General features: G+C 67.7%; 14 protein-coding genes. 8 read left to right on the forward strand and 6 right to left on the reverse strand.

The features are described from left to right. Positions 1 to 153: 153 nt before the first annotated feature. Positions 154 to 1,770 carry a glycoside hydrolase family 30 protein gene (locus ABD017_RS15305; RefSeq protein WP_343883639.1) on the forward strand — a complete coding sequence of 539 codons (1,617 nt, stop codon included), beginning with the start codon at positions 154 to 156 and terminating at the stop codon, positions 1,768 to 1,770. A 3-nt stretch (positions 1,771 to 1,773) separates the two neighbouring features. On the opposite strand, the gene ABD017_RS15310 is transcribed toward ABD017_RS15305, so the two are convergent. Then, positions 1,774 to 2,121 (reverse strand): RidA family protein, encoded by a 348-nt coding sequence (locus tag ABD017_RS15310; RefSeq protein WP_343883640.1) that lies wholly within the window; start codon positions 2,119 to 2,121, stop codon positions 1,774 to 1,776. 112 nt (positions 2,122 to 2,233) lie between these two features. After that, positions 2,234 to 2,956, reverse strand: coding sequence for a pirin family protein (locus ABD017_RS15315; RefSeq protein WP_343883641.1), 723 nt, complete (start codon positions 2,954 to 2,956; stop codon positions 2,234 to 2,236). A gap of 164 nt (positions 2,957 to 3,120) precedes the next feature. Here ABD017_RS15315 and ABD017_RS15320 point away from each other — a divergent pair, with 164 nt between their 5' ends. Then, positions 3,121 to 4,011, forward strand: coding sequence for a LysR family transcriptional regulator (locus tag ABD017_RS15320; RefSeq protein ID WP_343883642.1), 891 nt, complete (start codon positions 3,121 to 3,123; stop codon positions 4,009 to 4,011). 116 nt (positions 4,012 to 4,127) lie between these two features. Further along, positions 4,128 to 4,367 (forward strand): hypothetical protein, encoded by a 240-nt coding sequence (locus ABD017_RS15325; RefSeq protein WP_343883643.1) that lies wholly within the window; start codon positions 4,128 to 4,130, stop codon positions 4,365 to 4,367. Positions 4,368 to 4,482: 115 nt separating this feature from the next. On the opposite strand, the gene ABD017_RS15330 is transcribed toward ABD017_RS15325, so the two are convergent. The 4 genes from ABD017_RS15330 to ABD017_RS15345 all read right to left on the reverse strand — a co-directional run bounded on the left by ABD017_RS15330 (position 4,483) and on the right by ABD017_RS15345 (position 8,564). Next, entirely contained in the window at positions 4,483 to 6,255 is a 1,773-nt protein-coding gene (locus ABD017_RS15330) for a GGDEF domain-containing protein (protein WP_343883644.1), read from the reverse strand. Positions 6,256 to 6,348: 93 nt separating this feature from the next. Then, positions 6,349 to 6,630: a hypothetical protein gene (locus tag ABD017_RS15335; RefSeq protein ID WP_343883645.1), complete on the reverse strand. Its 282-nt coding sequence runs from the start codon at positions 6,628 to 6,630 to the stop codon at positions 6,349 to 6,351. Between the two features lie 65 nt (positions 6,631 to 6,695). Then, positions 6,696 to 7,517 carry an SAM-dependent methyltransferase gene (locus ABD017_RS15340; RefSeq protein WP_343883646.1) on the reverse strand — a complete coding sequence of 274 codons (822 nt, stop codon included), beginning with the start codon at positions 7,515 to 7,517 and terminating at the stop codon, positions 6,696 to 6,698. 204 nt (positions 7,518 to 7,721) lie between these two features. Continuing rightward, positions 7,722 to 8,564, reverse strand: coding sequence for a class I SAM-dependent methyltransferase (locus ABD017_RS15345; protein WP_343883647.1), 843 nt, complete (start codon positions 8,562 to 8,564; stop codon positions 7,722 to 7,724). A 309-nt stretch (positions 8,565 to 8,873) separates the two neighbouring features. Between ABD017_RS15345 and ABD017_RS15350 the strand changes: the two genes are divergently transcribed. The 5 genes from ABD017_RS15350 (at position 8,874) to ABD017_RS15370 (ending at position 13,550) form a co-directional block, all read left to right on the forward strand. Continuing rightward, the gene (locus ABD017_RS15350; RefSeq protein WP_343883648.1) at positions 8,874 to 10,253 is read left to right on the forward strand and encodes an MATE family efflux transporter; all 1,380 of its coding nucleotides are present in this window, start codon (positions 8,874 to 8,876) and stop codon (positions 10,251 to 10,253) included. 144 nt (positions 10,254 to 10,397) lie between these two features. Further along, positions 10,398 to 10,937 carry a 2'-5' RNA ligase family protein gene (locus tag ABD017_RS15355; RefSeq protein ID WP_343883649.1) on the forward strand — a complete coding sequence of 180 codons (540 nt, stop codon included), beginning with the start codon at positions 10,398 to 10,400 and terminating at the stop codon, positions 10,935 to 10,937. A gap of 85 nt (positions 10,938 to 11,022) precedes the next feature. Continuing rightward, positions 11,023 to 12,012 carry a L,D-transpeptidase family protein gene (locus tag ABD017_RS15360; protein WP_343883650.1) on the forward strand — a complete coding sequence of 330 codons (990 nt, stop codon included), beginning with the start codon at positions 11,023 to 11,025 and terminating at the stop codon, positions 12,010 to 12,012. Between the two features lies 1 nt (position 12,013). Then, positions 12,014 to 12,706: a M23 family metallopeptidase gene (locus ABD017_RS15365; RefSeq protein WP_343883651.1), complete on the forward strand. Its 693-nt coding sequence runs from the start codon at positions 12,014 to 12,016 to the stop codon at positions 12,704 to 12,706. A gap of 103 nt (positions 12,707 to 12,809) precedes the next feature. Beyond that, positions 12,810 to 13,550 (forward strand): murein L,D-transpeptidase catalytic domain family protein, encoded by a 741-nt coding sequence (locus tag ABD017_RS15370; protein WP_425543746.1) that lies wholly within the window; start codon positions 12,810 to 12,812, stop codon positions 13,548 to 13,550. Positions 13,551 to 13,552 lie beyond the last annotated feature (2 nt).

Consider the following 13,552-nt stretch of genomic DNA (forward strand, 5'->3'; position numbering starts at 1 on the left):
GAGTCCCCCACGATCGGTGCCCGCGGCGGTGGCTTGACCGTCGCGGACGCCGCAGAGCAGATGGATGCCATGTACGGCCCAACCATGCATCGATGATGGTCGGTGCGGCGGCCGTGCGCCGCTCGGCGATTAGCGGGGGCGAGCGCGCTGGCCATGGATGAAAACCAGGGGGTGGGGCGCTGGACGCCGTTGCTGTCGGTGATCCTGCTGACGCTGCTGGCCATGTCGGCCCTGCATTGGCCGCGTCCGCCGCTGTTCGCGAACATCAAGGCCGGCGTGCTGCAGCAGCCGGCCGGCATCATGGTGCACGTGTGGGTGAGCACGGCCGACCGCCGCCTGCGGCTGGCGCGGCAACTCGACGTCATGGCCGGCGAAACCGATCCCGATGCCGCACCGGCCGACGTGGTCATCGACCCCAGCCGCAAGTACCAGACCATGGTCGGCTTCGGCGCGGCACTGACCGATTCCTCGGCCTGGCTGCTGCGCAACGCGATGAGCGCGTCGCAGCGCTCCGCCTTGCTGCGCGAGCTGTTCGGGCCGCCGCCGGGGCTCAACTTGCGCATGCTGCGCATCACCATCGGCGCGTCGGATTTCTCGCTGCAGCATTACACCCTGGACGACATGCCCGCCGGCGAGATCGACCCCGGCCTGCAGCATTTCAACGTGGTCCCGAACCAGGCCTACCTGATCCCCGCGCTGCAGGACATCCTGGCGGTGCGGCCCGACGCGCAGATCATCGCCTCGCCCTGGAGCGCGCCGGCGTGGATGAAGAGCAGCGCCAACCTGATCGGTGGCTCATTGCTGGAAGAGTACGAATCGGTCTATGCGGATTACCTGGTGCGCTTCATCGATGCCTTCCAGGGTTACGGCATTCCCATTTTCGCGCTGACGGTGCAGAACGAGCCGGCGTTTCTTCCGCTGACCTATCCGGGCATGGAGCTGACCGCCGCCGCGCGTGCGCGCCTCATCGGCCAGTACCTGGGCCCCGCGCTGGCACGCCGCAGGAACGCGCCGGTGATCCTGGGCTGGGACCACAACTGGGATACGCCCGGTGAATCGCTGAGCGTGCTGGCCGATCCCGACGCCAGGCGCCACATGGCCGGCATCGCCTGGCACTGCTATCGCGGCAACCCCGCCGCGCAATCCACCGTGCACGACGCCTACCCGCAAATGGACGCCTATCTCACCGAGTGTTCGGGCGGTGATTGGCCATCGGCGCGCAAGGGCGAGCTGCTGTTGTTTGCGCGCAACATCGTGATGGAGAGCGTGCGCAACTGGGCGCGCGGCGTGGTGTACTGGAACCTGGCGCTGGACGAGAACCACGGTCCGCACGCCGGTGGCTGCGACGAATGCAAGGGCGTGGTCACCATCGATTCGGCCACCGGCGAGGTCAGCCGCAACGACGAGTACTACGCGTTCGGCCATTTCAGCCGGTTCGTGCTGCCCGGCGCCGCGCGCGTGAAGTCGGGCAACACCAACGCCGGCATCCATCAGCTGGCGTTCCAGAATCCCGACGATGGCTCGGTGGTGCTGGTGGCGGTCAACGGCAATGCCAGGGTCAACCATCTGACCGTCAGCCAGGGGGCGCTGCGCTTCGCCTACGATATGCCGCCGAGCAGCGTGGCGACCTTTGTGTGGCCGCCCGCCACCGCGGGCGCCACGGCGTCGGCGCCCGCGCAAGATCGACTGGTCAGGCGTGCGAGATCGGCTGTTTCCCGGGCACGGCACTGGTGGCGGAACCTTCGGCCCGCGCCACCGGCCAGGCCATGACGATCAGGGGATCGCGGCCGTGATCACGATCTCCACCTTCCAGCCGGGGTTGGCCAACTGCGCCTGGACAGTGGCGCGCGCAGGCGTGGCGCCCTGCGGCACCCAGCGGCCCCAGGCTTCGTTCATGCCGGCGAAATCGGCCATGTCGGCCAAGAAGATCCCCGCGCGCAGGATGTTGCGCTTGTCGGTATCGGCTCGCGCCAGCAGCGCGTCGATGGCGGCAAGCACCTGCTCGGTCTGGCCGACGATGTCGGCGTCGGCGTTCTCGGCCACCTGACCGGCGAGGTAGGCCACGCCGTTGTGGACGGTCATTTCGGACATGCGCGGACCGGTATCGAAGCGCTGGATCATGGAGCGGTTTCCTGTGAAGTGGGGCGCGCATTGTCGCCGGATTGCGCTGCCGGTAGAAGCGTGACGAGGCCTCTGGCCGGATGGCGGGTCTGGCCACCCGGCGCGTTGCCGATCACGGCATCTGCGGCAGCTCCTGCGGGCGCAGGTCGAACACCAGCACTTCGGCGTTTTCGCCCTTGGCCAGTTGCAGCGTGCGCACGTTGCGCAGACGCACGCCGTCGCCGGCCTCCAGCTTCACGCCATCGAGCTCGATGCGGCCGCGGGCCACGTGCACGTAGGCATGGCGGTTGCCGTCCAGCGTCAGCGTGGCGCTTTCCTCGCCGTCGAACAGGCCGGCGTAGACCGATGCGTCCTGCTGGATGCGCAGCGATTCATCGCGGCCATCCGGCGAGATGATCAGACGCAGGCGACCGCGCTTTTCGGCGTCGGCGAAATGGCGCTGCTGGTAGACCGGCTCACCGCCGGCTTTCCCGGGCACGATCCAGATCTGCAGGAAGTGCACCGGCGCCGTGTCCGAGCCATTGAACTCGGCGTGGGTCACGCCGCTGCCGGCGCTCATCAGCTGCACGTCGCCGGGCTTGATCACCGAGCCGGTGCCCATGCTGTCGCTGTGCGCCAGCGCGCCTTCCAGCACGTAGGAAAAAATCTCCATGTCGCGATGCGGGTGCTTGCCGAAGCCCTGGCCCGGCGCCACGCGGTCCTCGTTGATCACGCGCAGGTCGGAAAAACCCATCTGCGCGCGGTCCATGTAGCTGGCGAACGAGAACGTATGGCGCGAACTGAGCCAGCCGTGCTCGGCCACGCCGCGGTCGGAAGCCTTGCGAACTTGCATCATGGTGGTTCTCCTCGTTGATGGGCGACGGCGTGGGCGACGCTCCCGTACGTCTGGAAATCAGCCGTGGGAGCCGGCGCTTGCGGCCTCTGGGGTGGGATATTAGAGTCGCCGATCGATTCAATAAACATGATGAAACGCTTAATTCCGTCAACCAGAAGGCGACAATGAGCCAGCTCGAAGACATGCGGATCTTTGCCGAGACTGTCGATGCCCAAAGCTTCACGGCCGCGGCCGAGCGGCTGGGGCTGTCCAAGCAGTTCGTCAGCAAGCGGATCGCCGCGCTGGAGAAGCGGCTGGGCGCGCGCCTGCTGGTGCGCTCCACGCGGCAGCTGCGCGTCACCGATCTGGGGCTGGCGTACCACGAACGTGCCCAGCGCATCCTGGAGGAGGTGGATGCCGCCGAGCAGCTGATCGCCAGCCAGACCGCGGCGCCGCGCGGGCTGTTGCGACTAAGCGCGCCGATGACGTTTGCCACGCTGCACCTGGGGCCGATGATCCCCGCGTTCATGCAGCGGTATCCGGAAGTGGTGGTGGAGCTGGAGCTCAACGACCGCACGGTCGACCTGATCGGCGAGGGCTACGACATGGCTGTGCGCATCGGCGCGCTCGCCGACTCCAGCCTGGTCGCGCGGCGTATCGCCGCCGTGCAATTGATCACCTGCGCCAGCCCCGATTACCTGCGCCGTCATGGCGCGCCGTCAGTGCCTGGGGATCTCGCATCGCTTGCCTGCCTGACCTACGGACGTGCGCGTCGCAGCGAATGGACGTTCCGCGCGGAGGGGCGCGTCCGCAAGGTGTCGGTGAGCGGGCCGATGCGCGCCAACAACGGCGAAATGCTGCGCGATGCGGCAATCGCCGGCCTGGGCGTCGTCAGCCTGCCGGATTTCATCGTCGCCGCCGCGCTGGCCGATGGCCGGCTGGTGCCCGTGCTGGAGCCGTTTCGGCCCGAGGGGTTCAACGTGTACGCGGTCTACCCGCAGCATCGGCAATCCTCGTTGCTGGTGCGTGCCTTCAGCGACTTCCTGGTCGAGCGCTTCGGCGCCGCGGAGGCGTGACAGGGCACGGTTCCGATGCATGGGTTTGCCGGGCGGTTGATCCTGGTCAGGGGATGGTGCGACGGATCTGAGCATCATGGCGGGCCACTGAACGGCCACCTCTTACGGAGCAGACCATGCAATACCAGTTGTCCACCTGTCATCACGACGCCGCTGCCTTCACCGCCGCGTTGCGTCCGCTCGACCCGAATGTGCAGATTGCCCTGGATGCCGCGCGCGGCCGGCTGGAAGTCCTCGCCAATGCCACCGGCAACCAGGTGCTGGACGTGCTGCGCACCATGGATTGCGAAGCCGTGCCGCTGGAAACCGAAGTGCACATCAGCGGCGGAAGCACCTGCTGCGGCAGTTGCGGCTGATCTCCTGCCTGTTTTCCTTGTAGGAGCGACTTCAGTCGCGACAGCTTTTGGTACGGCGCGCGGAGAGCATCGCGACTGAAGTCGCTCCTACAGGTCGCCTCTGCAGTCCGCTCCGTTACTCGGACTCGGCGACGTACAGGGCGGTGGCATCGCCTTGCCGCGTCGGGGCCGGACGTGATGCGTCTTCGGTGACGAACAGATCGCCAGTGCCGGCATGCGCCACGACACGATTGCGCCCCGCCCCCTTGGCGCGATAAAGCGCTGCGTCCGCCTCCATGCACAGCCGTTGCAAGTCGTGGCCGGAGACTTCGGTGGACGCCAGGCCGACGCTGGCGGAAATCGTTATCACGCGATCGCCGTCTCCCATCGGCGTCGCGTCGATCGCGATCCGGATGCGGTTGGCGATATCCAGGCCCTGATGGCGGGAACACCCGGTCAGCAGGATGCCGAACTCCTCGCCGCCCAGACGGCCAAACAGATCGGCGGGCCGCAGCTCCTGCTTGCAGATCGCCACCGTCTGCTTCAGCACGGCATCGCCCATCGCGTGACCATGCGTGTCGTTGACCTGCTTGAAGTAATCGAGGTCGATGGAAATCAGGCAGGCCTGCTCCTTCTTTTTCTTCAATGCCTGCAATACACGCGCCGCTTCGCCGATGAAATGCTGGTGGTTGAAGATGCCGGTGAGGCCGTCGTGTTGCGACAACCGCTTGAAGCGCATTTGCGAACGCTTCAGACGATAGAGCCAGGAGGCGATGAAGGCGACGATCAACAGCAGCATCAGGATGTAGAGCCGGCCGGTTTCCACCGCCTTGGCGTCCAGCGCCCGCTGCAGGCGCAGCATCGCGTTCTGCCTGCTGAGCTTTTCGGTTTCCAGCTTCTCGGTCAGCAGGTGCTGTTGCACGGTCTGGTAAGCCAGCGCGCGGGCGCTGACGTCGTCGAGGTAGCCTTTGTCCTGGGCCGCGTAGCGCTCGAAGTACGACAGCGCCGCCGTGGCATTGCCTAGCTTCTTCTCGATCTTGTAGAGCACCTCATAGACGGCCTTGAGCGCCTCGCTGATCTCGTTCGGATCGCTCAGCGACAACGCCGCGAGCGCTGCCGTTCGGGCCTCGGCAAGGCGCCCCAGCGCCAGCAGGGCTTGCGCCCTCAGCTCGGCGGCCGATTCCATCTGTTCGTAGTAGGCGCTGCTCCGGATCTCCGGCTCGATCCGGTCGAGCAGGGCAAGCGCCTTCGTCGGTTGCTTCTCGCGCAGATACGTATCCACCATCACGAGCCGCAATGCGTTGACGTAGACCGGCTGCCCTGCTGCTCTGCATGTCTCGATGGCCCGATGAAACTCCGGGCTGGAGGAGCTGAGCCTGGGGCTGTCGTACTGGATCGTGATCTGCAACATGCGGGAAGGGCAGAGCGTCTCGCCAGGGGGAGGTTTGTCCTCGATCATTCGTGCGTATTTCAACGCCAGGTCACGCTTGTCGGCCAACAGCATCGCTTGCGACAGATTGATCAGTACCTGAAAGCGTGCGAGCGGGTCCTTGATGTGCGGTAGTTCGGCCGCCAGGCGGTCGGCCAGGACGAAGGTTTCCTCGTATCGACGCGTGAAGCCCAACCCGATGAGGCGCAGTGCCGAGGCCCTGGCGGCCAGGGCGGGGTTGCCGGAGTGCTCGGCGATGGCGCGCAGTTTGGGGTCGGCCTTGGTGTAGTCACCCTGGTACCCGGTTTGCCATGCATCGAGGTAGCGCAGATGCCATTGCTCGGCCGGGCCAAGGCGAGGCGCGTCGCGATGGATCTGGGCCAGCATGCGCATGAACCGGGGGTGGTCGCTGGTGCGTATGCGATCGGCCTGCGCGAGAAATGCCGCCGGGTCGGGTATCGCCGCGCTGGCCCGGGGCATGCACGCGATCGCGCAGAGCGCAAGGCCGAGGCAGGCTGGCCATGACCGGTAGCGGATCGGCGGGCGGAGCATGCGCGTGCCTGGCGGGCGGCTTCAGTGAGCGCCCTGGACGGGGGGAGCGGGCATGGGCGGTTCGACGTCGTCCTGCCCGGTTTCATCATCCTCGTGGCCGGGCGTGTGCGAAACCTGGGGCTGTTGCATCGGCATGTGTCCCAGTTCCGCGTAGAGCGCCTCGCTGTGGCCGGATGAGGCAGCGGCGGTGAGCGCCGGCGATGCGCCCAGCTGTTGCAGGCGGCTCGCCAGTTCCTGCCTCGGTGCATGCCGCAGCGAGGCATCGTTGCCGATGGCCTCAAGAAGTTCGATCGTGTCGGACATGTCTTCCCCCGTTTTCGATGGCGTTGACCATCGGCCTGGAACGCGTCGCGTAGCGATAGTCCGCATCAGGCCATGGCCGTTTCCCGCTCCAATACAGCCAATCGCTCGCGCATGGCGGGGTTCGGTTTGAGCGGCGCGGCGGGCGGCAGCACCACGGTGTGTTCGGTCGTCAGTTCGGCGCTGGGCAGGGCACGCATTGCGATGCGGCGCATTTCCGGCTTCTGGATCGGCAACGTCGCGGCACGATAGATGATCACCTCGTGGTCCAGCGGATAGTCCCGGCTCAGCCGGTCCACCAGTACCTGCCGATACGCCGGACCGGTGGAAAACCGCGTCAACGAAAGGTCACCCACCAGGCCGACCTGCCACAGCACGAGATAGCCGGTGGGATCGATCCGGCGCTCGTAGAAAAGCAGCTGGCTGGCCTCGAAATGCTGGCATCCGAAACGGCCCGGATCGATGCCCAGGTCGGCATAGAGACAGTCTTCGGCGGAAATGCCCGGCTCCATATGCGCCTCGAAACCTTCGGCACGTGCCACCTCGATGACCTTGTGTGGCGACCAGGCGAAGATGCCCGGGTGGCCGTAGAACACGCCGCAGACCTTCTTGCCGGCGCGCACCTCGATCATCATCAGCTCGACCCACTGCCGATAGGTCTGCATGCGCGATTTACCTTCCGCGTAATACGGCTGCAGGCTGCGTACGTCCGGATGCATCCGCTGCAACCACATCTCCACCGCGCCATCGGAAAGGCCCGCGAACACCACGTCGGCCTGCGCGATGTGGCTGCGCGCCAGCGGCGTGAGATGGGAACCCAGCGTCATGCCCATGCCGACGCAGGCCAGGCTGCCGCGGCGCACCACTTCGGAGGGAGGTGTTGTGGTCATTGGCCGATAGTAGGGCAGTTGGGTCGATGCATGGCGCGTCACCCGTGGCGACGATCGGACCAGCGCGGTTTGCCACGGTCTGAAGCCATCCCAGTACGGCGGCTCGCCGAGCGAATTCTTTAGGTGGTCGCGACAGGCCGACGAAAGGCCTGGGCCTGGGTCGAGGCGGTGCGGTCGCCGGGCGGAGCAGGTAGGGACGGCGCTTCAGCGCCGAGTCGCCAGCACGCCATCCAGCGCCAGTTGCGCCTTGAAGCCCGCTTTCTCCAGCCGCTTTTCCACCTCGCGCGGCACATCGCGGCCGCTGGTGAGCCTGTTCGGGCTGCCGGTGTAGTGGAACAGCCGCCCGCCGCGGCGCAGCACGCGGGCGAGCTGGTCATAGAAAGCCTGCGCGTAGAGTTCACCGGCGATGCCGAAGCGTGGCGGGTCGTGCAGCACGGCGTCCACCGAGGCGTCGGCAAACGTCGTGATGGCCTGCGCAACGTCGGCATGTTGCAGCAGCAGGCGGCCACCGCTGGCTTCGGCGTCGGGGTCGGGCGACCACGGGTTCAGCGTGCGCAGCCACAGCACGTCGGCGTTCTTCTCGAACGAATGGATGCGCGTCACCCCGGCTTCCAGGCAGCAGGAGGCGAAATAGCCCAGGCCGCCGCAGGTATCGAGCACCACCTTGCCGGCGGGCTCGACCAGCGCCACCTTGCGCCGCGCATCCTCAAGCGGCGACTCCTTCGACGTGGGCAGCATCTTGATGCCGTCGATCTCGAAGGTGGGCGCGCCCCACTCGGTCGGCACCAGCTTGATCAGCGAGCCGGAAAAGCGCGCCACCGGCGCGTAGTCGTCGCCATCGCGGTAGTAGATGGTGCGGTCCTTCAGCTTGCCGGGGTAGGGGTGGCGTTGTCCGCGCCATTCCCAGTCTTGCGCCGACAACCGCGCCTGGTCGCGGCTGAAACCCAGCGTCAGCGAGCCCTGCCATCTGTCGGCGCCGGCGTCGCGTGCCGCGCATAGCGATTCGGCGACGGGACGCGTGAACAGGAGGCCGGAATAGTGCGGCACGTGGGGTGATCTCCTTGGACTAGCGGAAGGGCGAGGCTGGCCGGCGCGGGCCGGCAGGATAGCGTGGCGTGGATCGAGCCGCTCGTTCGTTGGGCGGCGGGGTGATGAAGGAAGATCAAGAGCGAACCCCACCCCAGCCCTCCCCTGCGAACAGGGGAGGGAGCAGAGCGTGGGGCTCTTGGCTCCTCCCCCTGCTTGCCCCAAAGGGACTTCCTTCGGTCGCAGGGGGAGGTTGGGAGGGGGCGGCTCAGGCTGGCGGGAAGATCATGTTCTCGCCCCCGCCCGCAGGCAAAGGGGTGGACCTGTACGATGGCGCGCTGTCGATTACGACCGCCAGGTTCGCCCATCAACGTCTTCACCCCCCAACCGATCGATAGAGAGATCCTGCGTCTGGCCCTGCCGGCGTTTGGCGCGCTGGTGGCCGAGCCGATGTTCCTGCTGGCGGACTCGGCCATGGTTGGCCACCTTGGCGCGGAACCGCTGGCCGGCCTGGGGCTGGCCGGCGCGATCCTGCAGACGATGATCGGGCTGATGGTTTTCCTGGCCTACAACACCACGCCGGCGGTGGCGCGCTGGCTGGGTGCGGGGGATGGTCGCCGCGCCGTGGCGGTGGGCATCGACGGGTTGTGGTTTGCGTTGGGCCTTGGCATCGTCCTGGCCGTTGCGGGCCGGGCGGCGGCGCCCGCGCTGGTGGCGGCGTTTGGCGCGAATGCCGCGGTAACGGACGCCGCCGTGACCTACCTGGGCCTTTCGATGGCCGGGATTCCGGCCATGCTGCTGGTGTTCGCGGCCAGCGGTTTGCTGCGTGGCCTGCAGGACACCCGCACGCCGCTGGTCGTGGCGGGCGCCGGTTTCGGCGCCAATATCGTGCTCAATTTCTGGTTCATCTACGGCCTGGGACACGGCATCGCCGGTTCCGCCGCCGGCTCGGTGGTGGCGCAATGGCTGATGGTGGCCGCCTATCTTGTCGTGGTGGGCAGCCACGCGAAGCGGGTGGGCGCCAGTCCCTGGCCGCGCCGCGCGGGCATGCTGTTGGGCGCGGCCGCGGGCGGCTGGCTTTTCCTGCGCACGCTGACCATGCGCGTGGCCATGGTGCTGGCGGTCTATGTGGCAACCGGGCTGGGCTCGCCACAGCTGGCAGCGTTCCAGATCGTGATGACGCTGTTCGCCACGCTCGCGTTTGCGCTGGATGCGCTGGCGATCGCCGCCCAGGCGCTGGTCGGTCGCCATCTGGGTGCGGGTGACCGCGCCAGTGTCAGGGCGGTGCTGCGCCGGTGCCTGGAGTGGGGCTTGCTGGCGGGGCTGTTGTCCGGTGCGGTCGTGGCGATCGGCAGCGGCGTGCTTGGCCACTTGTTCACCAACGCCGCTGCCGTGCTGGCGCTCTTGCCGCCCAGCCTGGTAATGCTTGGCCTCTCGGTTCCCATCGGTGCGGTGGTCTGGGTGCTGGATGGCGTGCTGATCGGCGCGGGCGATCTTCGCTATCTGGCCGTGGCCGGGGTGATCAACCTTGCGGTGTTCGCACCGCTGGCGGTGGCCATCCTCATCGTCGCCCCCGCGGGAACGGCGGGGCTTGGGTGGCTTACGGCGGCCTTTGTCTTCGGTTTTCTGGGCGCGCGCCTGGCCACGCTGGGTTGGCGCGTGCGGCATGATCGGTGGATGGTCATCGGCCCGGATCGCTCGCGCCCCTAGCTGGCGGCACCTGCCCGAGGATGGCCTGGGCTGTCGCATGGATTATCCTCGGCGCCCCATCGACGAGGCCTTGCTCGACGACGGGGCAAGAGCTGAGGGACGAACATGTCGCAACAAGCATCATTCCCTGGATTTGCGCCGGCGGTGGCCACCGATCGCCTGTTTCTGGCCACGTTCCCGGACCGCGGTACCGCCGGCAGGCTCGCCGCCTTTGCGGCGGCGCAATGCGCCCGCCACGGTCTGCGCGGCAAGCCGCTGGCGACCGACCGCTTCCACGTCACGTTGTTCCATCTTGGTGATTCGGCGGGCTTGCGCCCGGAGATCGTGGCGGCGGCCAGCGCCGCGGCGGCGCGGGTCACCGCGGCACCGTTCGATGTGGTTTTCGACCAGGTCACCAGCTTCGAGGCTCGCCGGGAAACATCGCCGTTCGTGCTGACCGCCGAGCAGGGCAACGCGTCGTTGCACGCGTTCCAGGCCGAGCTTGGCGCGCGGCTGCGCGAGGCGGGGTTGGGTCGATGGGTGGCGTCGGGTTTCAGGCCGCACGTGACGCTGGCGTACGACCATCTGGTGATCGCGCCGGAAAAGGTCGCGCCAATGGCCTGGCGAGTGGAGGAGTTCGTGCTGGTGCACAGCCTGCTGGGCCGGACGCGCCACATCCCGCTGGCGCGCTGGCCGCTCGGGTAGGGTCCGACCGGCGTGGCGGGCGCCAACGATCCTTCACGCCGGCTGCGGCAAGCTCGGGCCTCCCCATTCAGGAGGCCGCTTGCCGATGATCGAAAAACGCTGTCGGGTTCTCTGGGCGCTGCTTGCCGCCGCCGCACCGGCACTGGCGGTCGCGCAGGATGCGCTGCCGGTCGTGTTCAATGCGGCGAGGGTGAACGATGCCGCGCTGGTTTCGCCGGTGCGGGCAGGCGACCGGGGCGCGGCGGTGTTGCGGGCGCAGATCCTGCTCGATCGCGCCCGCTTCTCGCCGGGGGAGATCGACGGCGTTTATGGCTCCAACCTGCGCCAGGCGATTGCCGGTTTCCAGGCCAGCCGCGGATTGGGCGTCACCGGCGAGATGGATGCGTCCACCTGGGCGGCGCTGGACCAGGATCGCGCGCCCGCGCTGGTCGCACTCACCCTTGGCCCCGACGACGTCGCCGGCCCGTTCCGCCCGGTGCCCGACGACACGGCGGCCAAGGCCCGCATGGATGCCCTGGGTTATGCCTCGCCGCTGGAAGCGCTGGGCGAGAAGGTTCACGCCAGCCCCGCCTTGCTTCAGCAGTTGAACCCGGGCAAGGATTTCGGCCGGGCCGGCGAGTCGCTGGTGGTGCCGAATGTGCGCAGCGCCATGCCGTTGCCGGCCGTGGCGAAGGTGGTGGTGGACAAGTCCGACGCCACCGTTTCGCTGCTGGACGAGGCCGGCAGGATCGTGGCGCAGTACCCCGCATCCACCGGCAGCAGGCACGATCCGCTGCCCATCGGCGACTGGAAGATCGAAGGCGTGGCCAGGGACCCAGTCTTCCACTACAACCCCAAGCTGTTCTGGGATGCCGAGGCCGGCGATTCCAAGGCGATCCTGCCGGCGGGCCCAAACAATCCGGTGGGCGTGGTGTGGATCGACCTGTCCAAGCCCCACTACGGCATCCACGGCACGCCGGAGCCGTCGAACGTGGGCAAGACCGCATCGCACGGTTGCATCCGGCTCACCAACTGGAGCGCGCGGGAAGTGGCCCAGGCGGTGAAGCCGGGCATGACCGCCACCTTGAAGAACTGACATGAAAGTGCTGATCGGATTCGTGCTGGGTGCGGTGTGCGTCGTGGTGGCGATGCTGAACCTGGGCGGGCAAAAGGCGATCCCCGCCGTCGTGGCGCAGAGCGCGCCGCAAACGGCAAACACCGACGCGCCACCATCGCCGATGGCGGCGGCCACTGTCGCGCCGGTCTCGAGCACGGCCATGCGCGATGCGCTGCCGCCTGCCGCACCGGCGTCGGTCGTCCAAGCGACGCCCGATACGTTGGATCTGCCCGCCAGCGCCATCTCCGGCCTGCTGATGCCGGTGGTGGGCGTCAAGCCCGGCGATCTGGTGGATACGTATACCCTGGCGCGCCAGGCGCGAGGCGAGCACGACGCGATCGACATCATGGCGCCCCGCGGTACGCCGGTGGTGGCGGTGAACGACGGCGAGGTGGTGAAGCTGTTTGACAGCGTGCGCGGCGGGCTCACCGTCTATCAGTTTGGCCCACAGCAGAAAGTCGTCTACTACTACGCCCACCTCGATCGTTACGCGCCGGGGCTGGCCGAGGGGCAGCGGCTGCGCCGGGGCGATCCTGTCGGCTTCGTGGGCAGCAGCGGCAACGCCAGCGCCGATGCGCCGCACCTGCATTTCGAGATCGGCGTGCTCGGCCCGGAAAAACACTGGTGGCAAAGCAGGCCGATCAATCCGTACGGCCGGATAGGCGGGCCGTAACGCCGGACTTTCGGCGGCGCCTGGCCAGGATGGGTGGGCGTCGCGCCCGTTTCGCGGAATACGTCCCAACACCGGGTTAACCCGCGTCCGCTAGACTGGCGCCATGTCCTTGAAAACCTTCATGTCGGCGCTGGCGCTGACCGCGCTCGCCTGCGGCGCCGCGTCGGCGTCGACCGCCAGCACCGAGCCGGCCGTGCGTTCGGTCGGGCTGCATTCGGGAGCGGCGCAACGCCTGGCGCGCGTGGCGCCAGCGATCGATCCGCAGGTGTTGTCGCTGGCCCTGGCGGCGGTGCAATGCGCGCAGGCCAGCGGCGTGGGGATGGCGGCGCAACGGTTGGCGGTGATCGACTACAGCATGCCGTCCCTGCAGCGCCGGTTGTGGGTGTTCGACCTGCGCAGCCACCGGCTCTTGTACCGGGAATGGGTGGCGCACGGCAGCGGTTCCGGCGGCAACCTGCCCACGCATTTCTCCAATGAGGACGGCAGCCACGCCTCCAGCGTGGGCCTGTTCGTCACCGGCGACACCTACATCGGCCGCAACGGCTACTCATTGCGCATGGACGGGTTGGAGCCGGGCTTCAACGATGCCGCCATGGATCGCGCCATCGTGATGCACGGCGCCGACTACGTGAACGCCACCGCCGACCAGGCGATGGGCCGGCTGGGGCGCAGCTGGGGTTGCCCCGCGCTGCGCAGCGCGGTGGCGCGTCCCATCATCGACGTGATGAAGGATGGCCAGTTCGTGTTTGCCTATTACCCCGAACAGGCCTGGCTGGCACGCTCGGCGCTGCTGCATTGCCCGGCCGCGCAGCTGGCCCTGGCGGCGGAGCGTTCCAGCCACTGATG

Origin of the sequence: Rhodanobacter caeni (assembly GCF_039523575.1) — a bacterium.
Lineage (GTDB): Bacteria > Pseudomonadota > Gammaproteobacteria > Xanthomonadales > Rhodanobacteraceae > Rhodanobacter > Rhodanobacter caeni.